Origin of the sequence: Pseudomonas corrugata (genome assembly GCF_001269905.1) — a bacterium.
Taxonomy (GTDB): domain Bacteria; phylum Pseudomonadota; class Gammaproteobacteria; order Pseudomonadales; family Pseudomonadaceae; genus Aquipseudomonas; species Aquipseudomonas corrugata.
Genome location: NZ_LHVK01000021.1, coordinates 44,428 through 70,896, shown reverse-complemented (window position 1 = coordinate 70,896; position 26,469 = coordinate 44,428). Strand labels below are relative to the sequence as shown.

Here is a 26,469-nt window from a genome sequence, read left to right as displayed (position 1 = left end):
GATTGGTCACTCGTTGTCAATGGAGATGCATGGGGCTAAGCTGGAAAAATGACCAAACACATGCATGCACCCCAGATACGTGGGCCGTCAGACCATAGTGTCCGCGATCAAGTCGTGGAGGCTGCCACATTGCACTTTGGCCGCTATGGATATGAGAAGACCACCGTGTCCGACATTGCCAAGACCATCGGCTTCTCCAAGGCCTATATCTATAAATTTTTCGATTCCAAGCAGGCGATCGGAGAGGTGATCTGTAGCAATCGTCTGGTCATGATCATGGCGATTGTGGATGCAGCGATCGAGGATGCACCGACGGCTTCCGAGAAGTTGAAGCGTCTGTTTCGGGCGCTGGCAGAGGCGGGTAGTGACTTGTTCTTTCATGATCGCAAGCTCTACGACATTGCCGCTGTTGCCGCTCGCGAGCAGTGGCTTCCTGCGCAGGCGCATGACGAGCGCTTGCGCCAACTGATCCGGAAAATCGTCCTGGAGGGGCGTGAGTCCGGGGAGTTCGAGGGGAAAACCCCTTTGGATGAAGCCGTCCTGGCGATCCACCTGATCATGAAGCCTTACGCCAATCCCGTGCAACTGCAATACAACCTTGATACGGCCTCGTCGGCGGTAGCGCTTCTATCGACGCTGATGTTACGCAGCCTTTCAGCGCAGTCGTTCTGATATTTTGTGACTGTTGACATCATTGGTCACTAGACTGAATATGCATTCCTGTTCTATTTATTGAGTAGCGAACCATGCTTCGGCTAAAACCTGTTGCCGTCTGCTTAATGCCTCTCGTCCTGGCGGCGTGCGGTAATTCATCGACTGCCGTCGACGCACGCACCCAGCCCCCTCTGGTGAGGGTCGCGGGCGTCGAGAACTCGGTCGACATCGCACGTTCGTTCACTGGTGTTGTGGTCGCTCGCGTCCAGAGCGACCTTGGCTTTCGAGTGTCGGGGAAGGTCCAGGAGCGTCTGGTGGATGCCGGCCAGACGGTCAAGCGTGGTCAACCACTGATGCGCCTGGACCCGGTCGACCTTGGTCTGCAGGCGCGTGCGCAGCAGCAGGCAGTGGCCGCTGCACGGGCGCAAGCCAAGCAGACGGCGGATGACGAAGCTCGTAATCGCGAGCTGGTGGCGGCAGGGGCGATCTCGGCCTCTGCATACGACCAGGCAAAGGCTGCGGCTGACACGGCAAAGGCGCAGCTCAGTGCTGCGCAGGCTCAGGCCGATGTGGCAAGCAATGCCATGGGCTATGCGACCTTGCTGGCCGACGCCGATGGCGTTGTGATGGATACCCTGGCCGAACCCGGCCAAGTCGTCAGCGCGGGACAGCCAGTCGTCAAGCTGGCACGCGCCGGACAACGCGAAGCCAGCGTCGATCTGCCCGAAACGCTGCGCCCGGCCGTGGGCTCGGTGGCCCAGGCGACGTTGTACGGTAACGGCAAGGTAGCCACTGTTGCGAAGCTGCGGCTGCTTTCCGATGCCGCCGACCCGGTAACGCGCACCTTCGAGGCCAGGTACGTGCTGGAAGGGGAGCTGGCCAATGCGCCGCTCGGTTCGACCGTCACGCTTGATATCGCCCAGGAAAAGTCGCCGGGGCAGGCGCTGCAAGTGCCTGTCGCGGCTGTTTTTGACGCGGGTGAAGGCCCCGGTGTATGGGCGCTTTCCGGCGAACCGGCAAAAGTCTCGTGGCGTCCGGTCCAGCTCCTCGGCCTGGGCGATGACACGGCCACGGTCGTTGGCAACCTCAAGCAGGGCGAACAGATCGTGGCCTTGGGCGCGCATTTGCTGCACGACGGCGATGAGGTTCGGGTGGCGGAACAGGAACAGGTTGTCGCCAAGGGGAATCAGCCATGAGCGAGGGGCGTTTCAATCTCTCGGCCCTTGCCGTTCGTGAGCGATCGATCACCCTTTTCCTGATTTTTCTGATTACGGTTGCCGGTGTCCTGGCGTTCTTCGGCTTGGGGCGTGCGGAAGATCCTCCCTTCACCGTCAAGCAGATGACGATCATTTCTGCCTGGCCGGGGGCTACCGCTCAGGAGATGCAGGATCAGGTCGCCGAGCCGTTGGAAAAGCGCCTGCAGGAACTGAAGTGGTACGACCGCACGGAAACGTACACGCGGCCTGGGCTGGCGTTCACCATGGTGTCGCTGCTGGACACCACGCCGCCAGCGGAAGTGCAGGAAGAGTTCTACCAGGCCCGCAAGAAAATTGCGGATGAGGCGAAAACCTTGCCGGCCGGTGTCATCGGGCCGATGGTCAACGATGAGTTTTCGGACGTGACCTTTGCGCTTTTTGCGTTGAAGGCCAAGGGCGAGCCGCAGCGCTTGCTGGCCCGCGATGCCGAGTCGTTGCGCCAGCGCCTTCTGCATGTGCCGGGGGTGAAAAAGGTCAACATCATCGGCGAGCAGTCCGAACGTATCTTCGTGTCGTTCTCCCATGATCGGCTGGCAACGCTTGGGCTTTCCCCCCAGGACATTTTTGCCGCGCTGAACAGTCAGAACGTGCTGACGCCCGCCGGCTCGATCGACACCAAGGGACCGCAGGTATTCGTGCGCCTGGATGGCGCGTTCGACAAGCTTGAGAAAATTCGCGATACGCCGATTGTGGTGCAGGGGCGGGCGCTGAAGCTCTCGGATGTTGCGACGGTGGAGCGTGGCTACGAAGACCCGGCAACCTTTCTGGTCCGCAACAAAGGCGAGCCCGCCCTGTTGCTGGGTATCGTGATGCGCGAAGGTTGGAACGGTCTGGACCTGGGCAAGGCCCTGGATGCCGAGACGGTCAGTATCAACGACGGCATGCCGCTGGGCATGACGTTCACCAAGGTCACCGATCAGTCGGTGAATATCAGTTCGGCCGTCGACGAATTCATGATCAAGTTCTTCGTCGCGTTGCTGGTGGTGATGTTGGTCTGTTTCCTCAGCATGGGCTGGCATGTGGGTGTGGTGGTGGCGGCGGCCGTGCCGTTGACTCTCGCTGTGGTGTTCATGGTGATGGCCGCCACCGGCAAGAATTTCGACCGCATCACCCTGGGGTCACTGATCCTGGCGTTGGGCCTGCTGGTGGACGACGCCATCATCGCCATCGAAATGATGATGGTCAAAATGGAGGAGGGCTACGACCGGATCAAGGCCTCGGCCTATGCCTGGAGCCATACCGCCGCCCCCATGCTCGCCGGTACGCTGGTGACGGCTGTCGGCTTTATGCCCAACGGCTTCGCGCACTCGTCCGCGGGCGAGTACACCAGCAACATGTTCTGGATCGTGGGCATTGCCCTGATCGCGTCTTGGGTGGTCGCTGTGGCCTTCACGCCTTACCTGGGTGTGAAGCTGTTGCCGCACGTCAAAAAAGTCGAGGGTGGCCACGCGGCCATCTATGACACACCTCGCTACAATCGTTTTCGCCGATTGCTGACACGTGTCATTGCTCGCAAATGGCTGGTGGCCGGGGCGGTGATTGGCTTTTTTGTCGTAGCCATCCTTGGCATGGGCCTGGTCAAGAAGCAGTTTTTCCCCGCCTCTGATCGCCCCGAAGTACTGATTGAAGTGCAGATGCCTTACGGCACTTCCATAGAGCAGACCAGCACGGCGACGGCCAGCATTGAAGCCTGGCTGCAAAAGCAGGACGAAGCGAAAATCGTCACGTCCTATATCGGACAGGGTTCGCCGCGTTTCTACCTGGCAATGGCGCCGGAGCTACCCGATCCGTCATTCGCCAAAATGGTGGTGCTGACAGGTAGCCAGGAGGAGCGTGAAACCCTCAAGCACCGTCTCCGCCAAGCGGTGGCTGACGGGCTCGCGCCTGAAGCCCGTGTGCGGGTTACTCAACTGGTGTTCGGTCCATATTCTCCCTTTCCTGTCGCTTACCGGGTAATGGGCCCGGATCCCGCCAGGCTGCGTGAGATTGCCGGCCGGGTCGAGGCTGTCATGCGGGCAAGTCCCATGATGAGGACCGTCAACACCGACTGGGGGACGCGCATACCGACACTGCATTTCTCATTGGACCAGAACCGGTTGCAGGCGGTTGGGCTGACGTCCAGTACGGTCGGCCAGCAATTGCAGTTCCTGCTGTCGGGTATCCCGATCACGTTTGTGCGCGAAGACATTCGCTCCGTGCAAGTGGTGGGGCGTGCAGCGGGCGATATCCGCCTCGATCCGGCAAAAATCCAGGGCTTCACATTGGTGGGCTCGGCCGGCCAGCGGGTTCCGTTGTCGCAAATCGGCAGTGTCGAGGTGCGCATGGAAGATCCGGTCCTGCGCCGTCGTGACCGTACGCCCACCATCACGGTACGCGGGGACATTGCCGAGGATCTGCAGCCGCCGGACGTTTCCACGAAAATCCTGGACGAGCTGCAGCCGATCATCAGCACACTGCCGGCCGGATACCGCATCGAACAAGCCGGTTCGATCGAAGAGTCGGGGAAAGCCTCAAAGGCGATGTTGCCGCTGTTCCCGATCATGATTGCCCTGACGCTGCTGATCATCATTTTGCAGGTCCGCTCAATGTCCGCGATGGTGATGGTGTTCCTCACTGCGCCGCTGGGATTGATTGGTGTGGTGCCGACCCTGCTCATCTTCAATCAGCCGTTTGGCATCAACGCCCTGGTAGGCCTGATCGCACTGTCGGGCATCCTGATGCGCAACACGCTGATCCTGATCGGGCAAATCGATCACAACCAGAAAGAAGGGCTCGATCCATTCCATGCGGTTGTAGAGGCGACGGTGCAACGCGCCAGACCGGTACTGCTCACGGCGATGGCCGCCATCCTGGCCTTTATCCCGCTGACTCATTCCGTGTTCTGGGGAACCCTGGCTTACACACTGATCGGTGGGACATTCGGTGGAACCGTGATGACGCTGGTGTTCCTGCCGGCGATGTATGCCATCTGGTTCAAAATCCGTCCCGACACCAGAACCGAAGCACAGACAGCCAACTGAACGTCGACTCAGAATCAGGAGGGTCTCATGATGAATTCCAATGATCAAAAGCGAATCGTAGTCACAGGCGGCGGTATTGTCGGCCCCCTGGGATGCGGCACGGAAGAAGTCTGGCGCAGGTTGCTGGATGGCCGTTCGGGCATTCGCAGCCTGCCAGACGAGATCGGTGAGGGCACCGGCGTCGCAGTGGCGGGGCAAGTGCCGACACTGGAAGAGGATCCCGTTGCCGGTTATGCGCCCGACCGCATCATTGCGCCCAAAGAGCGCAAGAAGATGGACCGCTTCATCGAATTCGCGCTCATGGCCGCCCATGAAGCATTGGCGCAGGCAGGCTGGCATCCCACGGATGAAGCACAACAACAGCGGACCGCGACCATTATCGCTTCCGGTGTCGGCGGTTTCGGCGCGATTGCCGAGGCCGTACGGACCACGGATGCCCGTGGGCCGCGTAGATTATCGCCGTTCACCGCACCGTCATTCCTCGCCAACATGGCCGCGGGTCATGTCTCTATCCAGAACGGTTTCAAGGGCCCGCTCGGCGCACCGGTGACAGCTTGTGCCGCTGGCGTACAAGCCATTGGCGATGCAGCGCGACTGATCAGAAGCGGGGAAGCCGATATCGCCATTTGCGGCGGCACCGAAGCGGCGATCGACCGGGTGACGCTGGGTTGCTTTGCTGCCGCCCGCGCGCTGTCCACCGGGTTTGCTGAGCGGCCACAGGAAGCATCGCGTCCGTTCGATCGCGATCGCGACGGCTTTGTCATGGCCGAAGGGGCAGGGCTATTGGTGATCGAGTCGCTGGAGCACGCGCTCGCCCGCGGAGCGACGCCCCTGGCGGAACTGGTGGGGTACGGCACCAGCGCGGATGCCTATCACCTGACCGCAGGGCCGGAAGACGGGAATGGGGCCCGGCGTGCCATGGAACAAGCGTTGCGCCAGGCGGGTGTCAGTGCTGGCGAGGTACAGCATATCAACGCCCATGCGACTTCGACGCAGGTGGGCGATAAGGGCGAACTGGCGGCAATCAAGTCCGTGTTCGGCGACCACTCAGGCGTGGCGATCAGCTCGACCAAGTCGGCCACGGGGCATTTGCTGGGAGCGGCGGGGGGCATCGAAGCGCTTTTCACGGTGCTGGCTTTGCGGGACCAGATCATTCCCCCGACGTTGAATCTCCTCAATCCCGACGAGGTCGCTAGTGGCCTCGACCTGGTTGGCCTGACGGCACGCAAGGCTTCGATCACCTATGCGCTCTCGAATGGATTTGGCTTCGGCGGCGTCAATGCCAGCGTTCTGTTCCGTCGTTGGGAGTCGGCGCCATGATCACGACGTAAATGTTCTGCGTAGGTTCTCGTCGTGAGTATCGATTCTGAATGTTCAGTTTCCCATAAGAGGAAAAGACCGTGACTTCATTTTCCCAGCTGGTCAATCAGTTCGACCCTGACAGGCCTTTTGCGGCCCCCGCCAATTGGCTGCAGGGCAGAACCGTATTTGGCGGGCTCTCCGCGGCTCTGTCGTTGCAGGCGGTGCGCTTGGTGAATGGTGGGCAACTGCCGCCGTTCAAGTCCGCCCAGGTGTCCTTCATCGGCCCGGTGACGCAGGCACAGACGTTCAATACCAGCGTCTTGCGCGAGGGCCGATCGGTCACCTCGGTCGCGGTTGACTGCATGTCGGGGGATGAACTGGCGCTACGCACGACGTTGTTGTTTGCCCATCCGCGTGCCAGTCGGATCCGGCACGACTCATGGGAATGTCCATCGGTGGGCGGGCCCTCCGAGTACCAGACGCTGGAGCTGGACAGACGAGTTGCACCCGCATGCGCCTACAACTTCGAGATGCGCCCGGCCGGCGGATCGCTGCCGGTGTCGGGTGCCGAAAATCCCGAACTGCTGATGTGGGTGCGTCACCTGGACGCCCAGGGGGTCGATCCGGCCGTCGCGTTGATCGCGCTGGCCGACAGCTTACCGCCCGCGGCCATGACCTGCTTTACCGAGCCGGCCGCCATCAGTTCGGTGTCCTGGACCATCGACTTGCCGCAACCTGCCGTGGTCGGCGAATGGTTCCTGATCAATTCGTTCAGCCAACAAACCCAAGAGGGCTATTGCGTCCAGGATATGGAGATCTGGGATGAAAGCGGTCTGCGCGTGCTGTGGGCACGCCAGACCGTGGCGATTTTCGCTTGAAGCCGAAAGAGCTGAGGCCACTGTTTTCCCTGCAACACCTAGCTGTCATCACCCTAGAGATCCAATAATGAAAAAAATGATCCTCAAGACTCCGCTTGGCCTTGCTGTAGCACTGGCCTCTTCGCAACTGTTCGCCAGCGGCTTTGCGCTCAATGAACAAAGCATCAGTGGGATGGGCACCGGTTTTGCCGGTCGATCCTCTTCCGCCGATGACGCGAGCACCGTTTTCGGTAACCCGGCAGGCATGTCTCGCTTGAAGCGAGAACAGGTCAGTGTGGGCGCTGCAACGCTGTTCGCCAAATCAGACATCAGCCAGACGCGCAGCACATTCGGCGGCCAGCAAGACGGCGACATGGTGCCCGTGGTCACGGTGCCCATGGGTTACTACGTCAATCCCATCGATGAACATTGGGCGTTCGGTGTCGGCTTCTACGCGCCGTTCGGTCTGATAACGGATTATGGCAGTGGGTTCGCCGGTCGTTATTTCACGAACAAAAGCGAGGTCAAGACACTGACCTTCCAACCGACGGTCAGCTACGCCTTCAATGACAGGGTTTCCATCGGTTTCGGTCCGACCATCAACCGCATCAGCGGTGAGTTGTCGGCAATGGTCCTGAACCCCTTCAGTCCCGGTACCAATGACGGCAAACTCACCAGCAAGGGCGATGACACCGCCCTGGGTTTCAACGCCGGTATTCTGGTGCAGGCCACGGACAGCACGCGGGTGGGCATGACCTACCATTCCAAGGTCAGCTATCACTTGGACAATGCCAAGACCAAAGTCACCGGAGGCGTCTTTTCCCTGCTGGGGCTCAGCGGTGAAAACTACGATGCTTCGCTGGACGTGGACACCCCCGAGTCCGTGGACTTCTCGGTGACCCAGCAACTCAATGACGATTGGACCCTGTACCTGGGCAGCACCTGGACACGTTGGAGTCGCTTCAAGGACATTACCATCGAGAACAGCGGCTTGCCTGCGGCGCTGAGCGGCACGTTGAGCAGTGTTACTGAAGAGGAGAACTGGCACGACACGTGGGCGCACGCGATTGGCGCTTCGTACCAGCTCAATAAGCAATGGGTGCTGCGCACTGGCTTTTCGGTGGATCAGTCCCCCACCAACAACACCAACCGTTCGCCACGGATTCCAACGGGAGACCGCACGGTGGTCAGCTTGGGCGCCGGGTGGACGCCGGTGGACAATGTCACCGTCGACCTCGCTTACTCCTATCTGTGGGAAGAGAGCGTGAAGGTCAACGACGCTTCAGCCAGCAGGGGCGCCTACAGCTCCAAATACAAGAACAGCGCCAGTGGGTTCGGTATGTCCGTTACTTATAAGTTCTGAATTCGCGAAGGGGGAGCGCCTCTGCGAATGGAGCAGGGTTTCGAAGGTGCGGCGTTTAGGTTTGCAGCCTTCGAGCCGCGCCGGGGCGTCGTTGAGTTCGATGACTCCCACACCGTGAAGATAGTCGGCCATGGGTTGCCTGCGCAGTGTTTGAAGGACACTGCACAGGCGGCCTCGCTCGGGCTGGTGTGAATCGGCGGCTCTATAGGCAGGAGAGTTACAAAGTCCGACTCGGCCTCAAGTTACAGGCTGGGTGCTAGCGCGGATCGACGTTATCGGTAGCTTCTTGGACTTTCTTTGGGTCGAGGCCGTTGGCGGTGGGGTCTGTTTGTGGAGGGTTGGGAGTTACTTTAAACATAGCTGTGACTCTAAGAGGTAGTGGAGCCGCCTTGTCTCGCTGCTAAACGAAAAAAAGGGTGGCGGCTGTACGCGGGTTAGCAGACCGGACCTCTTAACCGGCAGACCCGAAGGTCTCCCGCGCACAACCGCCATTACATAATGAGCGGGCTCTAAACCTGCTGGCATATGTGTGGCACTGTGCGTCAAAGGTTCTGGGCTGCTAAACCCGATCGCTGATTTTCAGCGACTCGGAGACAATAGAAGCCGGGCCCCTGGCGCACAAGCGGGCGGATTCTGGCTTAGTTGTAGGCACAGGCGCAAGGTGACGTAGCCTCGGGATTAGGGCTCGGTGTTACGGGAGTGTATGGCTAGAGGACTCGACCCGTTGGATAAAATGGATGACCTTTTTTCAGGGTTGTAGGCAAACTCCGATAGTTGTGTAGGAGGTGCTTTTTACGGTGTTTTTTTAATCGTAACGATCTTGATGGCCAGCGCTTCACCGGGATATTTTCCTCAGGTCGCTGCAAATTCAGCGACCGAGATTGGTACCCGATGAGTTTGCCGAAGACGCAGCGTTCATACGCGATACCGAGCGACACGCCTGGGCTGCGCATCATTTCACGGTGTTGGGAAAGGCGGTCATTAATGGCGTGGTAATGGCCGTTACGCCCAAATCCGGGGTGGACCTCTACGGGGCGAGACCATGACGGTCCACAGGAGCACACTGCCGCCGTGATGATGAGCGCAGATACTTAAGTCAATAACGCCCGAACCTCTGGTGCTGGCTCAGTTCAGCATTATGTTCGGGCCTTCTTTTTTCTGGGCAAAGGATGTCGCAGCCATTAGCTCCGCCAAAGCCGTTTCGATCCTACAGCGATCTGTGCGCTCTGCTCACCAGCCGTCGTATGCAGATCTTCGACGTACCCCGCGCCGTCACTGCTGGTTGATCAATCCGGTGGTGCCGTTGCGTCCACTTCAGTTCAGGCATTGCGCGCCGGCTCTGGCGACTTGGGCGTCCTGCTCGGCCTTGACCCCGGACACGCCCACAGCGCCGATCACCTGACCGTCGACAATGATCGGGACGCCACCCTCCAGGGACGTCAACAGCGGCGCGGACAAAAAGGCCTGGCGTCCACCGTTGACCATCTCTTCATAACCTTTGGATTCGCGCCGGCCGAGGGCCGAGGTGCGGGCTTTTTCGGTGGCGATGTAGGCACCGATGGGCGCGCAGCCATCGAGGCGCTCCAGGGCCAGCGGGTGACCGCCATCATCGACAATCACGATGGCGACGGCCCACTGGTTGCTGTTCGCTTCATCGCGGGCGGCCGAGAGAATCCGGCTGACTTCGTTCTGGCCGAGCACGGCTTTGCTTTTCATGGGAGGCTCCAGGGTGGGTTAAGGCAATGCGGCTTCTACCCACTCGATCCAGTGCCGGACCGGTGTTCGGCCAGCACCGTCGAGATGGGACTGGCAGCCGATATTGGCGGTGACAATCACGTCGGGGCGCCCGCTTTCCAGGGCGTTGAGTTTGTTGTCGCGCAGTTGCCGGGACAGCTCGGGTTGGGTGATCGAGTAGGTGCCCGCCGAGCCGCAGCACAAGTGACTGTCGGGGACCGGCGTGAGCTCGAAACCCAGGTTCGTCAGCACTGCCTCAACGGCGCCGCCCAGTTTCTGCGCGTGCTGCAAGGTGCAGGGGCAGTGGAATGCCAGGCGTTGGTCGCTGCGCACGCGCAGTATTTCCAGCGGCTCTTCGCGCAGCACTTCAACCAGGTCCTTGGCCAGGGCGCTGACCTTTTTCGCTTTCTCGGCATAGGCCGGATCGCTGCCGAGCAAGTGCCCGTAATCCTTGATGAACGCGCCGCAACCGCTGGCGGTTTGCACGATGGCCTCGGCACCGTTCTCGATGTTCGGCCACCACGCATCGATGTTGCGGCGCGCACGATCCAGGCCCACGGCCTGGGCGTCCAGATGATAGTCCACGGCGCCGCAGCAACCGACTTCGGCAACGGGTGTCACACTGATCCCCAATCGATCCAGGACCCGGGCGGTGGCCGCGTTGGTATTGGGCGACAGGCTCGGTTGCACGCAGCCTTCGAGCATGAGCACGTGACGGGCATGGCGGTTCACCGGCCGCGGTTTGGCGGCCGGTACATGGCGAGGCACCTTGCCGCGCAGGCTGTCGGGCAGCCACGGCCGAAACATCCGGCCACCACCGATCAGCCCTTTGAACACGCCCGGGTTGGGCACGACCGCCCGCAACCCTTCGCGCAACAAGCGCTGGCCGAGAGGCCGTCCGACCGCTGCATCGACCACGGCGCGGCCAATGTCCAGCAGGTTGTGGTAGTCGACCCCGGAAGGGCAGGTGGTTTCGCAATTGCGGCACGACAGGCAACGATCCAGGTGCTGTTGGGTCTTCGCCGTGACCGGGTTGCCTTCGAGCACTTGCTTGATCAGGTAGATACGTCCCCTCGGGCCATCCAGTTCATCGCCGAGCAACTGGTAGGTCGGGCAGGTGGCGTTGCAGAAACCACAGTGCACGCACGTGCGCAGGATGCTTTCGGCCTCTTCGGCGCGGGGCAACTGGCGAGCCTCTTCACTCAAGGTTGTCTGCATGGTTCAAAGCTCCGCGTAGAGGCGACCAGGGTTGAAAATTTCCTGTGGGTCGAGCTGTTGCTTCAGGTTGCGGTGGTAACGCATCAGGGCGTCTGGCAGCGGTTGGAACGGGCTGTCGATCAGACCACGGCCGTAACAGGTCACATGGCCGCCGACGCCTTCGATGATCCGGCGGATGAACGCGGCTTCGGCGCCAGACTTGAGCCAGCGCTGGGCGCCGCCCCAGTCGATCAGTTGCCTGCCAGGCAAGGGCAGCCACGCTGTGTTGTGCGGCACGGACAGGCGCCACAGCGGCAGATCCTCATCGAAGAAACTCAAGCGATGTTCGTTGAGGTCCTCCCAATACGAGGCCTCCAGCATCTCGCCGCCCAGTCGATCATGGGCCGCTCTTACCGAGCCCTCGCCACCCTCGAGCCGCAGGTGCAGGCGTCGGCCGTCGTGGCAGGCGGCGCTGATCGGCAGCGGCTGCTGGCCCCATTCCGCCAGGCGCAGCAAGGCGCGCTCGCTGTCCATTTCCAGACTGATGCTCAAGGCTTGCCGAGGCTTGGGCAGGACTTTGAGCGACACCTCGGTGATCACCCCGAGGGAGCCAAAGCTGCCGGCCATCAGGCGCGACAGGTCGTAACCGGCGACGTTCTTCATGACTTCGCCACCGAAGCGCAGGAGCTTGCCCTGGCCGGTGATGACCCGCGAGCCGAGGACGAAGTCCCGCACCGAGCCGGCCCACGGACGGCGCGGCCCGGAGAGTCCGCTGGCGATCATGCCGCCCACCGTGGCGTCGCCGAAGGAAGGCGGTTCGCAGGGCAACATTTGCTGCGAGGCGTTCAGCACCTCAGACAGCTCCCGCAGGGGCGTGCCGCAGCGGGCAGTAATCACCAGTTCCGTCGGGTCATAGCTGACGATGCCCCGGTGGGCGCGAGTGTCGAGGCGCTGGCCCGTGACCGGACGTCCCAGGAAGGCTTTGCTGTCGCCACCCTGGATTCGTAGTGGCGTGGCATTTTTCAGGGCCTGGTTGACCTGTTCGAGCAACGCGTCGCTGGCATCCCTATCAAGTGCGTTGTGCATCAGAAACGCTCCAGGTCAGGGAAGGGTAATTGCCCCAGATGCACATGCATGGCGCCAAACTCGGCGCAGCGGTGCAGCGTCGGAATGTTCTTGCCGGGGTTGAGCAGGCCGCTCGGATCGAAGGCCGCTTTGACGGCGTGGAACACGGTCAACTCGTCGCTGTTGAACTGAGCGCACATCTGATTGATTTTCTCGCGGCCCACCCCGTGCTCACCGGTGATGCTGCCTCCGACTTTCACGCACAACTCAAGGATCTTGCCCCCCAGGGCTTCGGCACGATCAAGTTCTCCCGGCTGGTTGGCGTCGAACAGGATCAGCGGGTGCATGTTGCCGTCACCGGCATGGAACACGTTGGCTACCCGTAGGCCGTACTCGGCCGATAAAGCGGCGATGGCGTGCAGCACGCCGGGCAGCTCGCGACGCGGGATGGTCCCGTCCATGCAGTAATAATCCGGTGAGAGGCGGCCGACAGCAGGAAACGCATTCTTGCGTCCAGCCCAGAAACGCACGCGTTCGGCCTCGTCGCGGGCCTGGCGCACTTCGGTGGCGCCGGCCTGCTCCAGCACCTGGCGCACGCGGTTGCAGTCATCATGGACGTCGGCTTCCACACCATCGAGTTCGCACAACAGAATGGCTTCGGCCTCCACCGGGTAGCCGGCGTGGATGAAGTCTTCGGCGGCACGGATGGCCAGGTTGTCCATCATCTCCAGTCCGCCGGGAATGATACCCGCAGCGATGATGTCACCCACCGCGCGGCCCGCCTTTTCGACCGAGTCGAACGCTGCCAGCAACACCTTCGCAGTCTGGGGTTTGGGAAGCAGCTTGACCGTGACTTCGGTGATCACCCCGAGCATCCCCTCGGAACCGGTGAACAGCGCCAGCAGGTCAAGGCCCGGCGAGTCGAGTGCGTCACTGCCCAGGGTCAGGCGCTCCCCCTCGACGGTGAGGATCTCGACCTTGAGCAGGTTGTGCACGGTCAGACCATATTTGAGGCAATGTACGCCACCGGCATTTTCCGCGACGTTGCCGCCGATGGAGCAGGCGATCTGTGAGGAGGGATCCGGCGCGTAGTACAAGCCAAACGGCGCGGCCGCCTGGGAAATCGCCAGGTTGCGCACCCCGGGCTGGACCCGTGCGGTACGGGCGGCCGGGTCGATGTGCAAAATGTTGTTGAAGCGTGCCATCACCAGCAGAACGCCTTTTTCCAACGGCAGCGCACCACCGGACAAACCGGTCCCGGCCCCCCGGGTGACGACAGGCACCTGCCGTTCATGACACAGCGCCAGCACGCCCCGAACCTCGTCGAGATGGCGGGGCAGTACCACCAGCAGCGGCGCGGTGCGATAGGCGGAAAGTCCGTCGCATTCATAGGGCATGAGTTCTTCGCGCTGGTGCAGGATCTCAAGGTCCGGCAAGCGCGCCTGCAAGGCCTGCAGCAGCGTGGCTTTATCCACGGCAGGCAGGGCACCATCAACGCGTTCATCGTAGAGAATGTTCATAGTCGGCCGGCGACACTCGGTTGTTTTTATTTGAGGTCAGGTTCCGCATGCAGCTGACTTGCATCATTGGTCCGAGGCGATCTACTGTCTATGGCTTGTTGAGGTGGTCGAACCAGTTTTTGACCGGCTATTTTCTTGTGATTTTTAATAAAACATCTAAAAACAATAAGTTGTGATAAGTGGTAAGTCGGCTTGAACACCATGGCTAAGCTGGTCATACCAGTTGGAGGCGCAATGGACGACACCCAGACCCGTCGTAATCTGCAGGTGGCCGACGTGGTGTGCGAGCGTATCGAGCGCCTGATCGTGGATGGCGTGCTCAAGACGGGGCAGTTGTTACCGTCGGAACGTCGGCTGACGGAAAAGCTCGGTGTATCGCGCACGGCATTACGCGAAGGATTGAAGCTGCTGCGCGCGCGCGGGATCATCAAGACGGAGCAGGGCAAGGGCTCCTTCGTCGCCGATCTGTCGGGCAACAGTGCTGCGTCGCCATTGATGCACCTGTTCAGCTCACAGCCCCGCACGCTTTACGATTTGTTCGAGGTACGCAGTCTGCTCGAAGGCGAGTCCGCACGGTTGGCGGCCTTGCGTGGCACAGAGGCCGATTTCGTCCTGATCACCCGCAGCTACGAAGCGTTGCTCGATGCCCACACGCGCGCACTGGAGCCCTCCGAACACGCCCGGCTCGATCATGCGTTTCACCTGGCGATCTGCGAGGCGTCGCACAATCCGGTGCTGGTGCAGACCTTGCGCTCACTGACGGACCTGCTGCTCAACACCGTGTTCGCCTCGGTCAACAACCTCTACCACCGCGAGCCGCAGAAGCGGCAAATCGATCGTCAACATGCAAGGCTCTATAACGCGGTAACCGGGCGGCTTCCCGAGCAGGCCCGCAAGGCCGCCATTGCCCATATCCAGAGCATCTGCGACAACCTCAAGGAAATCGAAAGTGAGGAGCAACGCCTGGTGCGTGCCACGTTGCGACTCGAGGGGTGGGCATGACGCAGCCCCTGGATCATTTGTCCTTGCACCTGTTCATTCTGGTCTGTGAAGAGGGGGCGATCGCATGGGCCAGCGAAACCCGCGTTCATCGCGCCCTCGGCGGTCAGCAAGCGACTTTCCGACATCGAGGCACGATTCGGTACGCCGCTGCCCAAGCTCAGCAAGCGCGGGGTGGAACCGACGCCGGCCGGCCTGGCGCTGCTACCAAAACCTGAACAGCAGCCTGGGGAGCAGCCTCCGCCCGCTTGTTGGAGGGCGCCTGCCGTGGCCGCTTGAGTGAGGAAATACGGGCGGTCTGGTGCCGGGTCATGGGCAGCTCGGGCGTCGTGGGGAAACGCGAATAGCGAATAGGGCGAATCACTCGCATCATTTAAATGCGACGAATCAGTCGCATCTCAGTCCCTATTGATGGAAGACAACCATGACCACCTTGACCACAGAACCCCTGGCAACCCTGATCGAAGGCCTCTACATCCAGGCCAGCGCGGCCACCAGTCCGGTGCTGAATACGGTGCCAAGCGAAGAACGTGAGCGCCTGATGCGCAGCAAGACCGAATACCTCGAACTGTACGGCATGCTCAAGGACTTGTGGCTGCCGGTCTCCCGCGATACCGGCAAGCTGCTGTACATGCTCGCACGAAGCGCAAAGGCCAGGGCCATCGTCGAGTTCGGCACTTCGTTCGGCTTGTCCACCCTGCACCTGGCGGCGGCGCTGCGCGACAATGGCGGAGGTGTGCTGATCGGCAGTGAGTTCGAGCCCTCGAAGATTGCCCTGGCACGTCATCACTTCGTTGAAGGAGGTGTCAGCGATCTGGTGGAAGTCCGCGAAGGCGATGCACTTGTGACCCTTGCCACCGACCTCCCGGAGGCGGTCGACCTGCTCCTGCTCGATGGCGCCAAGGCGCTGTACCGCGACGTACTGAGCCTGGTTGAAAAACGCTTGCGGCCGGGCGCGCTGGTGGTGGCGGACAACACCGATTACTGCCCTGAGTACCTGGCTTACGTGCGTTCTCCGCAGAGTGGTTACCTCTCCGTGCCTTTTGCGGATGACATTGAAGTGTCGATGCGCCTGGGATGATGCAGGTCCCTCGGTGGCTGACAGGATCGGTAGCTCTCCAGTGGAGCAGCACTCAGCTCGACAAAACGGTTCCTCTCAGTGTGTTGGCCTGCCTGTTCTCCGACTTCTTTTGGCGAGTGGGCGGGCTTCACTGCCCCGTCTTCTGCTTCGCCGAGGTTCTTTCCGCTGTTTGCACAAAGCCACGTGCCATTTGCTGATACAGCTCGGGGCCCATCCGCGAGCTGACAGCCTTGGCGACGAGGGCAACGCCCATGAGGCTGATCACCATGCCATGACTGTCAATCATCTCCATGACGATGATGGCGGAGGTAATGGGTGACTGGGTCACGGCGGCAAGAAAGCCCACCATGCACAGGGCAATGACCGGTTGCACGCCAAGGTTGAACAGATCGGAGATATTTGCGCCGATCGCCGCGCCCACCGCCAGGCAGGGGGCAAAGATTCCGCCCGGTATTCCAGAGAAGTAGGTCACCACCGTGGCGATGAAGCGGGTCAGGGCGGCATGCCACGGCAGGCCAATATCAGATGCAATGACGTGGCTGGTAACGCCGTATCCGCTGCCAAATGACATGCCGCCACTGAGCACGCCGAGCACGGCTACAATCAGCCCGCAGATGCCGGCGAACCACACCGGATGCTGACGACGCCACCGCCAGAGCAGGGCGTTTCGATAACGTTGGGGCCATAACAACATGCGGCTGAACAGTCCACCCAGCAGGCCACAACCAATGGCAATCAGCAGCGCCGGCAGGATGATATCCATGCTGATGGCTTGCACGTCGAAATGGCCGAAATAGTTGTAGTTTCCCTGCAAGGCAATCGCCACCATCCCGGACAGAATAATGGTGCTGAGCAAAACCCCGCTGGTACGTGTCTCCAGGCGCCGTCCCAACTCCTCCACGGCAAAGGCAATGCCCGCCAGCGGGGTATTGAACGCAGCCGCAATGCCCGCTGCGCCACCGGCAAGAATCAGATCTTCGCTGCGGATGATCCGCGCGTTGGGCAAGTAGCGATGGAAGAAATGCATGACCGAAGCCGCGACCTGCACCGACGGCCCCTCACGTCCGGCCGAGAAACCGCCTGTCAAGGCCAGGGTGCCAAGGCCGATTTTGGCGAAAGCGATCTTTAACGAGACCAACTGGCTGACGGGCTTGCCCTGACGCGCCAGGCGTGTAGCGGCAATCACCTGGGGAATACCGCTGCCCTGGCAACCGGGCAAGAAACGGTTGGTCAGGCCCACCACCAGCATGCCAATCAAAGGTGTGTAGATGAGCGGTAGCCAGGGGCGTTCAGCGGTTTGCAGGGCAAACTCATTCAGTGCCAGATCTGCCAGACGAGCGAACATGACGACAAGCAAGCCGGCGAAGGTGGCGGCCACCCACAACGTGACACGGGTGCGCCAGCGCATGGAGGCAAATCGACGACGTAGCAACATAAACGGTCTGATCACTCAGTTGGATTCCAGTCGTAGAAAGTTCGGGACGTGTGGTAAGCCTAACCGCAAATGCAGATGACATTGAAGTGTCGATTTGTCTGGGGCGATACAGGCTTCTTGAGGGGGCATCGGGATCAGTGGCTGCTGGTTGTCCAACCCCGCCGACCGATCAGCCCTGGTTCGCTGCGGATGCCTCATTCACTGCCTCATCCCAGGCAGGCGTTGCAGGGAACAGCTCAAGCAAAAAGGCGATGAAGGCCTTTACGTTGGGGCTGCCTCGGCGGCTTTCCGGCCACAAGGCGGTGATGGAGAAGCGTTCCGCGGTGAACTGGGGGAGCACCGGGATCAGTTCTCCCCGGCGAACATAGGGGGCGGCCACGTAGTACGGCGTAATGCCGACGCCTCCTCCCGCCGCCATAATGGCCGCTACCGCGTCACTGACATCCACGGTGAATGCGACGTCGGGACTCCACTCGAGTTGTTTGTCGCCTGCCTGATAGGGCCAACGCAAACTTTGCCCGGTACTCTGGTAGCGAAAGTTCACGCACTCATGTCCCGCAAGATCTTCGGCGGTCATCGGCGTGCCTTTGCGTTGGAGGTACTGAGGCGACGCAAACGCGCCGATTCGATGAGGCCCCAGGGGGCGCGAAACCAGGCGTGAGTCGGTGAGATTCCCCACGCGGATGGCCACGTCGATGCCCTGTTCAATGATGTCGGAATACTGATCGCCGAGTCGCAGGTCGATTGCCAGCTTGGGATATTGCTCACGGAACCTGGGCAAGGCTGGTGCCAGGATGTTCACGCCGATGGGGAGGGCGGCGGTGACTTTCAGGACACCGGAAGGCTCGGCGCGGGATGCGACGGCGGCCTGATCAATTTCTTCGACCTCGCGCAGGATTCGCAATGCACGTTCGTAAAGATCCCGCCCTTCAGGCGTGAGGGTCAGGGAGCGCGTCGTGCGGGTGAACAGCATCAGCCCAAAATGCTCCTCAAGCCGCTGTACGCTTTTGCTCACGGCGGAGGGGGACACCGAAAGCTCCCGTGCCGCAGCGGTATAGCTGCCCAGGGAGGCGGCCCGTGCGAATGCGATGAGTCCGGTCAGGCGGTCGAGACCAATTTGTGCCTTCATGGCACTAGTAAAGCGACTTTCGACCCAATTATCAATCCGTGTTCACAGTCTTACGCTTACTCCATCGAACGCCATCCGGGCGTTCACTGGAGGCTCGACATGACCATCACCCCAACACTTGCATCCAATCTCACCGGCCGCACGGTCGTCATCTTCGGCGGTACATCGGGCATCGGCCTGGCTGCCGCGATACAAGCGAAGGCCGCTGGCGCCAAGGTCGTGGTCATCGGCTCGAATGCCGCCCGTGCCGAGCAGGCTGCAAAAGATCATGGCCTGGATCAATGGCGCGCGGCCGACGTGACCCGCCGTGAGGCGGTCGAAGCCGCGCTGGCGGACATTCCTGTGGTCGATCACCTGGTGCTGCTCGCCGGTACGTTTGTCACCGGCACCATCCTGGCCGCTGACGTCGATCACCTGCGCCGGGCCTTCGATGAGCGTATCTGGGCGTCCATCAACACCATCCGTGCCCTGGGCGACAGGCTGTGCAAGGCGGGGTCGATCACCTTCATCTCGGGTGCGCTCGCTGATCGACCCAATGCCCATGGCACAGCCGTCATCGCGGCGGCATCGGCCGCCATGGAGGCGCTGGCCCGTGGCCTGGTCCTGGAGTTGGCACCGATTCGCGTCAACACCCTGTCGCCCGGGCCGATCGATACACCGATCTTCAGCAAGGCATTGGGCGAAGGCCGTGACGCGTACGTGGCCTCCCTGGAGCAGGCTCTGCCGTTGCGTCGCCTTGGCACGCCTGAGGAAGCCGGTGCTGCGGCGCTGTTCTTGATGACCAACACCTTCATGAACGGTGCCGTGCTCAACGTTGATGGCGGTGTTCGATTGGTCTGATCCTGAAGGGGCGAGCGGACACTCCTCGGTAGAAAGACAGGATAGCGAGCACCTGCACGATGACGGCGGCTGTCACGACGGCGGCGATAGCGTGATTCGGATGGCTGAAGGCGGTGCGCACCAGGCCGAAAAACGCAGGGGCGAAGGCGTAGGTGGCTTGGCTGATCGCGACCATCAGCGCGATGACCCTGGCAGTGTGCTCACGGCTGAACTCGGTTTGTGCGATCAGCGGCGGCAGGGAGGTGGCATTGCCGATGCCCGAACCGATCAGCACCACCGCCATCCAGGCCACAGTCGGGTGAAGGTCCAGGCCGAGGAGCATCAGCGTGCCCAGCAGCTGGATGGCATAGCCCTGGCACGCCAGCAGCCTGCGGTTGATGCCTTGGATCATCAGGCGTGCGGCGATGTAGCGACCGCCCATGGCACTGGCGGTGGCCAGCCCCATGGCGAATGAAGCGTCGTGGGCGCCCATGCGTCCCACCAGGATCGAGTACAGGTGCGCGATCAAGCCGATCTGGGCGAACAGTCCCAGGGACATGCCGGCTGCCAGGCTGCGGAAATCTGCCACCTCGAGCGTCTGCATCACGGTCCACGGCGTGGCGCTGGTGGCCGGTGGCACGGGCTCCGTCTGCTCGGCGTTGTCGGGGTGCTGTCCCAGACCCTGTGGGGTTTTGTTGAAGACCAGGAAGGCGAAAATGCCGATAAGCAGCAAGGCTGCGAGGCTGATCACCAACGCTGCCGTGGCAAAGCCAAAACCCTCGATCAGCCATACCCACAGGGGCGAAAAGACGACGCCCCCCATGCTTGCGCCGTTGTACGCCTTGCCCAGGGCCTGGGGCCTTTCCTTGTTGTACCACGGCGCGATCAGGGTATTGACGGCCGCGGCGCCCAGGGTCACCCAGCCGATACCCGAGCACATCGCACCGGCATACAGCACCCAGAGCTGGTTGGCCTGGGCCCAGATGTTCACGCCGATACCCAGGAAAATGCTGCCCAGCACGGTGATGGCTGGAATGCCGAAGCGTGCGTAGAGCCTGGGTAGATTGGCGATGACGATCGTGCCGCTGAGAAAGTGCAAGGTGACGGCAGTCGACACCTGGGCGATGGGCCAACCCGTGCGCTCCATGACCGATTGCATGTAGATCGGCGGGCCATAGAAGCCGATCCCCCAACCGATCATCGCCAGGATGAACGTGCAGGCCAGTACGGTTTTTCCAAAAAAACGGCTGTGTTTCATCGCCAACTCCTCCATGTGGGCTCACAGCGTATGCGTCAGGCAGATGTCTCACTTCGAGGCGCAACGAACAATGGATGTTTCGCCGCACATGCAGGTGGCGAGGGGGATGGTGAGGACGGGGTAAGATGACTCAATGAAAAACGCCACTGTCCCTGGCCGGGACAGCGGCGTTGACCTCCAGTCTTTCGCGCTTACTTGTAGTGTTGCTCAAACATCGCGACCTGTTCCGGCTTGATCAACTGGAAGGGGACCCACACTTCCGCCTCGACCGGCTCGCCCTTGATCATTTTGACGGCCGCTTGCAGCGCAGCGGTCGCCTGGGCCTTGGGGTCCTGGAACACCGAGGCGACCAGCATTCCGCGCTTGATCGCGGCCAGACCATCGGGCAGGCCGTCGATGCCGACAATCGCAATCTCGCCTTTGCCTTTTCCCGCCTGTTGCAAGGCCATGGCCGCGCCGATGGCCATCTCGTCGTTGTTGGCGACAATGGCGTCAAAAGAGGTGCCTGCCAACAGCCAGTTGCTGGTCAGGTCCATCCCTTTGGCCCGCTGCCACTCGGCGCTTTGCTGTTCGACGATCTTGATCCCGGGGTAATCCTTGAGCACCTGTTTGACCCCTTCGGTGCGGTCGTGCGTAGCGTTCTGCGCCAGGTCGCCCATGATGATCGCGAGGGTGCCTTTGCCGTTCAGCTTTTCCGCCAGGTAACGCATTTGCAACTGGCCGGCCTCGATGTCATTGGACGCAACGGTGACCACGCCCTTGGGCAGTACGCGCTCGTCCGGATGACGGTTGACATAGACCAGCGGTACCTTCGCATCGACCGCGGCGCGAGTCATGTTGGTGGTGGCGGCGGTGTCCACGGGCAGGACGATGACCGCATCCACTTTCTGGTTGATGAAGCCCTGGATCTGATTGAGTTGTCGCACGACATCGCCCTGGGCATCCTCGAACTGGATCTGGACGTTGTCTCTCCTGGCGGCGTCTTCCAGGCCGCTACGCACATAGGTCATGAAGTTGTCGTCCACCCTGGCGATGCTGACGCCGATGCGATAATCGGCGTTGGCCCATTGGCTGAAGGCGAATAGCAAAGTGGCAAGAAGCAATGTGCAGCGACGCATGGTGAGATTCCTTTTGTTGTTATGAGTCGATCAGGTGTGAAGGTTGTCGGCGCACCTCGATTCATGCCCAAGGGCGCCACCGTTTCATCGATCCAGACTAAACGCTTGCCGGAAGCGTTGAAGTGCCGCCTCGCTGTCGCCACTGGCCCAGCCCTCTAGGCCGACAACACCCGTGTATCCCATCTCGAACAAGGCTTTGGCAATGGCCGGGTAATGGATTTCGCCGGTCCCCGGTTCCATGCGCCCAGGAACGTCGGCGACCTGGATCTCACCGATGGCACTGCCGGCTCGCTGGATCAGTTCGATCAGGTTTCCTTCGCCGATCTGCGCATGATAAAGGTCCAGGTTCAGCTTCAGATGAGGGCTGCCCACGGCCTCGATCAGCGCCAGGGTGTCATCGGCGCGACCGAACGGCGTGCCGGGGTGGTCCACCTCGGTGTTGAGGTTCTCCAGAAGGAACACCCGGCCCGCGTCTTCACCCAGGCGCGCGATTTTTTCCAGGGTCTTGCAGGCGTTCAACCACATGCGTCCGGTGGTGAGGGCCACCGGTTTGACCGGCAAGCCTTTGTCGTCCAGGCCCGTACCGTGAAGGTTGAGGCTCGGGCAATTCAACCGAGCAGCGACGGCCAGGGATTCCCGTGCGCTGTCGAGCAGATGCTGGATGTCCTCGGGATCGGTCAGGTTACCCGCGATGTAGCCGGTCATTGAGGTGAAGTCAGCCCCGGTGTCGACCAGGGCGGCAATGTCTTTTTTCGTCCAGTCCCAGATTTCGGCGCTGAAGCCCAGTGCGTGAATCCGTTTGACTCGTTCGGTGAACGGCAGGTCGAGGAAGACCATCTCGGCGCTGATCGCCAGTTTGAACGGAGTGAAGCTCATGGGCGGCCTCCTTGTAAGCGCACCGGCCGGCCCTGCTGGAACGACTCGATACAGGCGCGGGCAATGGCCAGGGCAGCGCGGGCGTCTTCACCACTGGCAAGGGGTTTCGCGCCGCTGCGCAGGCACTCGACAAAATGGTTGAGCTCGGCCACGTAGGCATCCCGTAGCAGGTCGGTGTCCAGGCGCTGTGTGTCGGCCTGGATGCCATCGGCCAGATAGCGAACCAGGTCGGAGTCATTGACGGCACCCATGGTCAACATGCCGGCGCTGCCGAACACTTCGCCCCGGACATCGTAGCCATACACCGCCTGAAAATTCGCCTCGGCGGTGGCGAGGGCACCGTTGTCGAAACGCAGGGTCACCATGGCGGTGTCGAGGAAACCCTTGTCCTTGAACTCCGGCGCGATCAGGGCATCGGCCATCACGAAGACTTCGACGACCTCGGCCCCAGGATTGAGGTAACGCAAGGTGTCGAAGTCGTGGATCAGGGTTTCGAGGAAGATCACCCACTGCGGCGAGTTGGCCGGATTGTTCAGCGCCGGGTCGCGGGTCAGCGAGCGCAGCAGTTGCGGGGTGCCGATGCGGCCGGCGACCACGTCCAGGTGCGCGGTGCGAAAACTCTTGGCGAAGCGGCGGTTGAAGCCGACCTGCAAGGTGACCCGGGCATCGGCGGCAGCGGCGATGGCGCGGTCCGCTTCGTCGAGGGTGATCGCCATGGGTTTTTCACAGAACACACTTTTGCCAGCGCGGGCTGCGCTGATGACCAGCTCGGCGTGGCTGCGGGCCGGAGCGGCAATCAGTACGCAGTCGATCTCGGGGTCGTCGAGCAATTGCTGTGGGTCGGTGTAGACCCGCTCCACCCCCAACTGTGCCGCCAGGCGGGCGGCTTGGCCCGGTGTCGGGTCGGCGATGGCAGCCAGGCAGGCGCCGGGAATGTGTCGGGCTGCCGTCAGGCCGTGAAAGCTGCCCATGCGGCCGGCGCCAATGAGACCGAGGCGGATGATTTTGGATGTGTTCATGAAACTGACTTCCCTTTTTTTGTTATCAGCAGGACTGTTTTTGCTGTAAGGAGGAGGGAGCAAGGCCTGTGCCAATGTTTAACTTATTGATAATTAAAGAGTTATTTATAGGTTGGTGAAATAAGTGTTAATTCTGATGACATGCTTATACTGCACATGTCCAAAAAATGAACATTGGAGAAGCCCGTGATTCCGGCGCCCATTGCTGTCAGCGAGCAAGACCTCGACTACATCGCGTCACTCGGTCCGGCGTCGTTGAGTGACGGACCGATTGGCGCTTTGGAGCAAGCCTGGCTGGCGTGCCTGGACGGACGTATCGATCGTCCTTCCGGGGTCCGGCAGGTGATCTGGAACTCCTGGTTGCGTAGCGTCGACGCCGGTATCGACCACGAGGACGGCGCGTATCGTTTTGTCGATCCTGCCGACCTGGCCGCAACGCTGGCCGCCCATCGCGTGATGATCGCGGTGGCGGCCGAGGTCATGGGCGGGTTGCTGGCCTACAACCCCAGGGGCCATATCAACCTGACCGACGCCGAAGGGACCACTCTGTATTTCTGCGGCAGCGATCTCACCCCGGTGGGCAGCCGCTTGCTGGAGTCGGTGCAGGGCACCAACTGTACGGGGCTGGCACTGGCCGAAGACCGGCTGGTCTATGTGCTGGCCGAAGAAAACTTCGGTGTCGGCTTGCGCAAGCGGCGCATGCATTGCGCCGCCGCACCGATTCGCGATGCCCGGGGACGGACCCTGGCGATCCTGACCCTGACCGCCGAGCCGGGCTGGTTTCACTTCCACACGTTGGGCACCGTGCAAGCCGCGGCCGAAGCCGTATCACGGCAAATGGCGCTGCAGGCCTTGCTGGAAGAACAACAGACGATGCTTGAAGTGCTCAACGAAGGCCTGGTCGTGCTGGACGACCGTGGCTGCATCAGGGCCATCAACGGTTATGCACGACAGTTGTTTCGCGTCGGGCGCGATTTGCTGGGCCAGCCGTTCCAGCGCTTGGGCCAGAGTGAGCTGACCGATGAGATCCTGCTGCGTGGCGGGGAAGGGCTGCGGGATCTGGATTGCACCTTCGAACTGCATGATCGCAGTCACCTGGCCTGCCTGGTGTCGGTGTGTTCACTGGAGCAGGGCGGGCGCATCGTTTCGCTGCGGGAAAACCGGCGCATCCGCGAAATCACCCGGCGGATCATCGGCACCCAGGCCAGCTACACCTTCGACACCATCCAGGGCAGCTCCCGGGCCATCCAGGACGCGTTGCACCTTGGACGAATCGCCAGTCGCAGCGACTCCACCACGTTGATCCTCGGCGAAAGCGGTACCGGCAAGGAGCTGTTCGCCCAGGCGATCCACAACGCCAGTGAGCGTCGCAGTGGCCCATTCGTGGCGGTCAATTGCGGGGCGATCCCACGAGATCTGGTGCAGAGCGAATTGTTCGGGCATGTCGAGGGGGCCTTCACCGGTTCGGCTCGTGGCGGATCCGCCGGCAAGTTCGAGTTGGCCGATGGCGGCACAATCTTCCTCGACGAAATCGGTGATATGTCGTTCGGGGCCCAGGTCAGCCTGTTGCGGGTCTTGCAGGAAGGCGAAGTCACTCGCGTGGGGGCGAAGAAATCCCAGCGAGTGAACGTGCGCATCATCGCTGCCACCCACCGCAACCTGAGCCAAGCGGTGGCTGACGGCGCGTTTCGCGAGGATCTTTACTATCGGCTCAACGTACTGAATCTGACGGTCCCGCCGCTGCGCATGCGCCGGGAGGACGTACCGTTGCTGGCGCACCATTTCCTCTCCCGTTGCGCTCGCTCACTGCGCAAATCGGTGCGCGGCATCTCGCCCCAGGCGCTGGACGTGCTGTCGGCCTACCACTGGCCAGGCAACGTGCGTGAGCTGGAAAATATCATCGAGCGTGCGACCAATCTGGCGGTCAGCGAACAGCTGCAGCCGGATGATCTACCGCTTGAGATCAGGCAGGGCCTGCGGTCGTCATCGCCAGGGAATATGCCTGAGCGACCAGCAGCCCTGGGCCTCGACGCTCATGAAATGAACGCGATTGTCGCCGCCCTCGAGGCCACCCGGGGCAACATCCGCCTGACTGCCCAGCAACTGAACGTTTCCCGGGGTGGGCTGTACAACAAGATGAGTCGGTACGGGTTGAGGGCGGAAACGTTTCGTTCAGGGAGGTAATGCATTCACTTAAGACTTGCCCGGTCCATTGTGGCGAGGGGATTCATCCCCGCTGGGCTGCGCAGCGGCCCCTAAGCCCATCGACTCGGTATATCAGGCGGATGGAGTCGCTTGTGTTGGGGCTGCTGTGCAGCCCAGCGGGGATGAATCCCCTCGCCACAGGTTCATCTACTTCCTTAGGTGAGCAGCATCGCGCAACGCAAGGGCGCGACATCACAATCAAGACGGTGCTGTGCCCCGACGCCTACCAGGCGCTGATGGCGGGCGATCGGGCGCGGCATGACGAGATTCTCCTGGAAGCGGCCACCTGGGTTTCCGACGAGGTGGATGTGCTGGTGCTCGCCCAGGCATCGCTGGCGCATCTGCGCGACCTGCTCGCGGCAGAGTTGAAATGCCCGGTGTGGGCAAGCCCGCCGTTATTGATGGGGGAAATCGCCCGGCGTTGTGCCGAATGTACCGATATGGTGAACACCTGGGAGGCCGTGGCAGATTGTGCTGCGCACGCCTCCAAAACAAGTTTTTCTGCGATTTAATGCGATAAAAACGAGACAGCTCTGCAGGCGGTGCATGGCGTAATGATCAC

Annotated in this window: 22 protein-coding genes and 1 pseudogene; 13 read left to right on the top strand and 10 right to left on the bottom strand. The window is 61.4% G+C overall.

The features are described from left to right. Positions 1–48 precede the first annotated feature (48 nt). The 7 genes from AD665_RS22245 (at position 49) to AD665_RS27135 (ending at position 9,498) form a co-directional block, all read left to right on the top strand. On the top strand, positions 49–672 hold the full coding sequence (locus AD665_RS22245; protein WP_024778766.1) for a TetR/AcrR family transcriptional regulator: 624 nt from the start codon (positions 49–51) through the stop codon (positions 670–672). Positions 673–746: 74 nt separating this feature from the next. After that, a complete protein-coding gene (locus AD665_RS22240) occupies positions 747–1,850 on the top strand; it encodes an efflux RND transporter periplasmic adaptor subunit (protein ID WP_053193765.1) in 1,104 nt (367 codons plus the stop codon). Continuing rightward, positions 1,847–4,930, top strand: coding sequence for an efflux RND transporter permease subunit (locus AD665_RS22235; RefSeq protein ID WP_053193762.1), 3,084 nt, complete (start codon positions 1,847–1,849; stop codon positions 4,928–4,930). The genes AD665_RS22240 and AD665_RS22235 overlap by 4 nt, the downstream gene beginning before the upstream one ends. 27 nt (positions 4,931–4,957) lie before the next feature. Continuing rightward, complete coding sequence (gene fabF, locus AD665_RS22230; protein ID WP_197677816.1) at positions 4,958–6,250, top strand: beta-ketoacyl-ACP synthase II; 1,293 nt, start codon at positions 4,958–4,960, stop codon at positions 6,248–6,250. An 80-nt stretch (positions 6,251–6,330) separates the two neighbouring features. Continuing rightward, a complete protein-coding gene (locus AD665_RS22225) occupies positions 6,331–7,110 on the top strand; it encodes a thioesterase family protein (protein WP_024778762.1) in 780 nt (259 codons plus the stop codon). A gap of 67 nt (positions 7,111–7,177) precedes the next feature. Continuing rightward, the gene (locus AD665_RS22220) at positions 7,178–8,452 is read left to right on the top strand and encodes an OmpP1/FadL family transporter (protein WP_053193758.1); all 1,275 of its coding nucleotides are present in this window, start codon (positions 7,178–7,180) and stop codon (positions 8,450–8,452) included. An 881-nt stretch (positions 8,453–9,333) separates the two neighbouring features. Further along, complete coding sequence (locus AD665_RS27135; RefSeq protein WP_313934373.1) at positions 9,334–9,498, top strand: DUF3077 domain-containing protein; 165 nt, start codon at positions 9,334–9,336, stop codon at positions 9,496–9,498. 268 nt (positions 9,499–9,766) lie between these two features. On the opposite strand, the gene AD665_RS22215 is transcribed toward AD665_RS27135, so the two are convergent. The 4 genes from AD665_RS22215 to glcD are packed head-to-tail and all read right to left on the bottom strand — an operon-like array spanning position 9,767 to position 13,968. Next, a complete protein-coding gene (locus AD665_RS22215; RefSeq protein ID WP_024776341.1) occupies positions 9,767–10,168 on the bottom strand; it encodes a heme-binding protein in 402 nt (133 codons plus the stop codon). Positions 10,169–10,186: 18 nt separating this feature from the next. Further along, complete coding sequence (glcF, locus tag AD665_RS22210; RefSeq protein WP_033033989.1) at positions 10,187–11,404, bottom strand: glycolate oxidase subunit GlcF; 1,218 nt, start codon at positions 11,402–11,404, stop codon at positions 10,187–10,189. 3 nt (positions 11,405–11,407) lie between these two features. Further along, positions 11,408–12,469 (bottom strand): glycolate oxidase subunit GlcE, encoded by a 1,062-nt coding sequence (gene glcE, locus AD665_RS22205; RefSeq protein WP_024776331.1) that lies wholly within the window; start codon positions 12,467–12,469, stop codon positions 11,408–11,410. Then, complete coding sequence (glcD, locus tag AD665_RS22200; protein ID WP_024776330.1) at positions 12,469–13,968, bottom strand: glycolate oxidase subunit GlcD; 1,500 nt, start codon at positions 13,966–13,968, stop codon at positions 12,469–12,471. Before glcD ends, glcE begins: the two co-directional genes overlap by 1 nt. 234 nt (positions 13,969–14,202) lie before the next feature. Here glcD and glcC point away from each other — a divergent pair, with 234 nt between their 5' ends. From glcC to AD665_RS22185, 3 genes and pseudogenes are all read left to right on the top strand, one after another. Next, a complete protein-coding gene (gene glcC / locus AD665_RS22195; protein WP_024776329.1) occupies positions 14,203–14,970 on the top strand; it encodes a transcriptional regulator GlcC in 768 nt (255 codons plus the stop codon). After that, positions 14,967–15,174 (top strand): annotated as a pseudogene (locus AD665_RS22190) (helix-turn-helix domain-containing protein); the annotation flags it as partial. The gene glcC and the pseudogene AD665_RS22190, both read left to right, overlap by 4 nt. Before the next feature lie 217 nt (positions 15,175–15,391). Next, positions 15,392–16,048: an O-methyltransferase gene (locus tag AD665_RS22185; RefSeq protein ID WP_024776327.1), complete on the top strand. Its 657-nt coding sequence runs from the start codon at positions 15,392–15,394 to the stop codon at positions 16,046–16,048. Between the two features lie 127 nt (positions 16,049–16,175). Here AD665_RS22185 and AD665_RS22180 read toward each other — a convergent pair whose 3' ends face one another. Then, positions 16,176–17,498, bottom strand: coding sequence for a chloride channel protein (locus AD665_RS22180; RefSeq protein WP_024776326.1), 1,323 nt, complete (start codon positions 17,496–17,498; stop codon positions 16,176–16,178). Between the two features lie 154 nt (positions 17,499–17,652). Next, a complete protein-coding gene (locus AD665_RS22175) occupies positions 17,653–18,612 on the bottom strand; it encodes a LysR family transcriptional regulator (protein ID WP_024776325.1) in 960 nt (319 codons plus the stop codon). 99 nt (positions 18,613–18,711) lie between these two features. Here AD665_RS22175 and AD665_RS22170 point away from each other — a divergent pair, with 99 nt between their 5' ends. Further along, positions 18,712–19,452: an SDR family oxidoreductase gene (locus tag AD665_RS22170; RefSeq protein ID WP_053193755.1), complete on the top strand. Its 741-nt coding sequence runs from the start codon at positions 18,712–18,714 to the stop codon at positions 19,450–19,452. Here the strand turns inward: AD665_RS22170 and AD665_RS22165 are convergent. From AD665_RS22165 to AD665_RS22150, 4 genes are all read right to left on the bottom strand, one after another. Next, on the bottom strand, positions 19,421–20,689 hold the full coding sequence (locus tag AD665_RS22165) for an MFS transporter (RefSeq protein ID WP_053193751.1): 1,269 nt from the start codon (positions 20,687–20,689) through the stop codon (positions 19,421–19,423). The two genes, AD665_RS22170 and AD665_RS22165, sit on opposite strands and share 32 nt — an antisense overlap. Positions 20,690–20,880: 191 nt before the next feature. Continuing rightward, entirely contained in the window at positions 20,881–21,807 is a 927-nt protein-coding gene (locus tag AD665_RS22160; protein WP_053193748.1) for a sugar ABC transporter substrate-binding protein, read from the bottom strand. Positions 21,808–21,891: 84 nt separating this feature from the next. Further along, entirely contained in the window at positions 21,892–22,683 is a 792-nt protein-coding gene (locus AD665_RS22155; protein ID WP_024776321.1) for a TIM barrel protein, read from the bottom strand. After that, the gene (locus AD665_RS22150) at positions 22,680–23,702 is read right to left on the bottom strand and encodes a Gfo/Idh/MocA family oxidoreductase (protein ID WP_053193745.1); all 1,023 of its coding nucleotides are present in this window, start codon (positions 23,700–23,702) and stop codon (positions 22,680–22,682) included. The genes AD665_RS22155 and AD665_RS22150 overlap by 4 nt, the downstream gene beginning before the upstream one ends. 186 nt (positions 23,703–23,888) lie before the next feature. Here AD665_RS22150 and AD665_RS22145 point away from each other — a divergent pair, with 186 nt between their 5' ends. Further along, entirely contained in the window at positions 23,889–25,886 is a 1,998-nt protein-coding gene (locus AD665_RS22145; protein ID WP_053193741.1) for a sigma-54 interaction domain-containing protein, read from the top strand. 113 nt (positions 25,887–25,999) lie between these two features. Beyond that, a complete protein-coding gene (locus AD665_RS22140; RefSeq protein WP_175582007.1) occupies positions 26,000–26,419 on the top strand; it encodes a hypothetical protein in 420 nt (139 codons plus the stop codon). Positions 26,420–26,469 lie beyond the last annotated feature (50 nt).

Excerpts from the sequence above, each read along its gene's own strand:
- AD665_RS22185 (WP_024776327.1), top strand. The coding sequence starts at position 15,392 with ATGACCACCTTGACCACAGAACCCCTGGCAACCCTGATCGAAGGCCTC.
- AD665_RS22235 (WP_053193762.1), top strand. The coding sequence starts at position 1,847 with ATGAGCGAGGGGCGTTTCAATCTCTCGGCCCTTGCCGTTCGTGAGCGA.
- AD665_RS22155 (WP_024776321.1), bottom strand. The coding sequence starts at position 22,683 with ATGAGCTTCACTCCGTTCAAACTGGCGATCAGCGCCGAGATGGTCTTC.
- glcE (WP_024776331.1), bottom strand. The coding sequence starts at position 12,469 with ATGCACAACGCACTTGATAGGGATGCCAGCGACGCGTTGCTCGAACAG.
- glcF (WP_033033989.1), bottom strand. The coding sequence starts at position 11,404 with ATGCAGACAACCTTGAGTGAAGAGGCTCGCCAGTTGCCCCGCGCCGAA.
- glcD (WP_024776330.1), bottom strand. The coding sequence starts at position 13,968 with ATGAACATTCTCTACGATGAACGCGTTGATGGTGCCCTGCCTGCCGTG.
- AD665_RS22160 (WP_053193748.1), bottom strand. The coding sequence starts at position 21,807 with ATGCGTCGCTGCACATTGCTTCTTGCCACTTTGCTATTCGCCTTCAGC.
- AD665_RS22175 (WP_024776325.1), bottom strand. The coding sequence starts at position 18,612 with ATGAAGGCACAAATTGGTCTCGACCGCCTGACCGGACTCATCGCATTC.
- fabF (WP_197677816.1), top strand. The coding sequence starts at position 4,958 with ATGATGAATTCCAATGATCAAAAGCGAATCGTAGTCACAGGCGGCGGT.
- AD665_RS22220 (WP_053193758.1), top strand. The coding sequence starts at position 7,178 with ATGAAAAAAATGATCCTCAAGACTCCGCTTGGCCTTGCTGTAGCACTG.
- glcC (WP_024776329.1), top strand. The coding sequence starts at position 14,203 with ATGGACGACACCCAGACCCGTCGTAATCTGCAGGTGGCCGACGTGGTG.
- AD665_RS22170 (WP_053193755.1), top strand. The coding sequence starts at position 18,712 with ATGACCATCACCCCAACACTTGCATCCAATCTCACCGGCCGCACGGTC.
- AD665_RS22215 (WP_024776341.1), bottom strand. The coding sequence starts at position 10,168 with ATGAAAAGCAAAGCCGTGCTCGGCCAGAACGAAGTCAGCCGGATTCTC.
- AD665_RS22245 (WP_024778766.1), top strand. The coding sequence starts at position 49 with ATGACCAAACACATGCATGCACCCCAGATACGTGGGCCGTCAGACCAT.
- AD665_RS22240 (WP_053193765.1), top strand. The coding sequence starts at position 747 with ATGCTTCGGCTAAAACCTGTTGCCGTCTGCTTAATGCCTCTCGTCCTG.
- AD665_RS22165 (WP_053193751.1), bottom strand. The coding sequence starts at position 20,689 with ATGAAACACAGCCGTTTTTTTGGAAAAACCGTACTGGCCTGCACGTTC.
- AD665_RS22150 (WP_053193745.1), bottom strand. The coding sequence starts at position 23,702 with ATGAACACATCCAAAATCATCCGCCTCGGTCTCATTGGCGCCGGCCGC.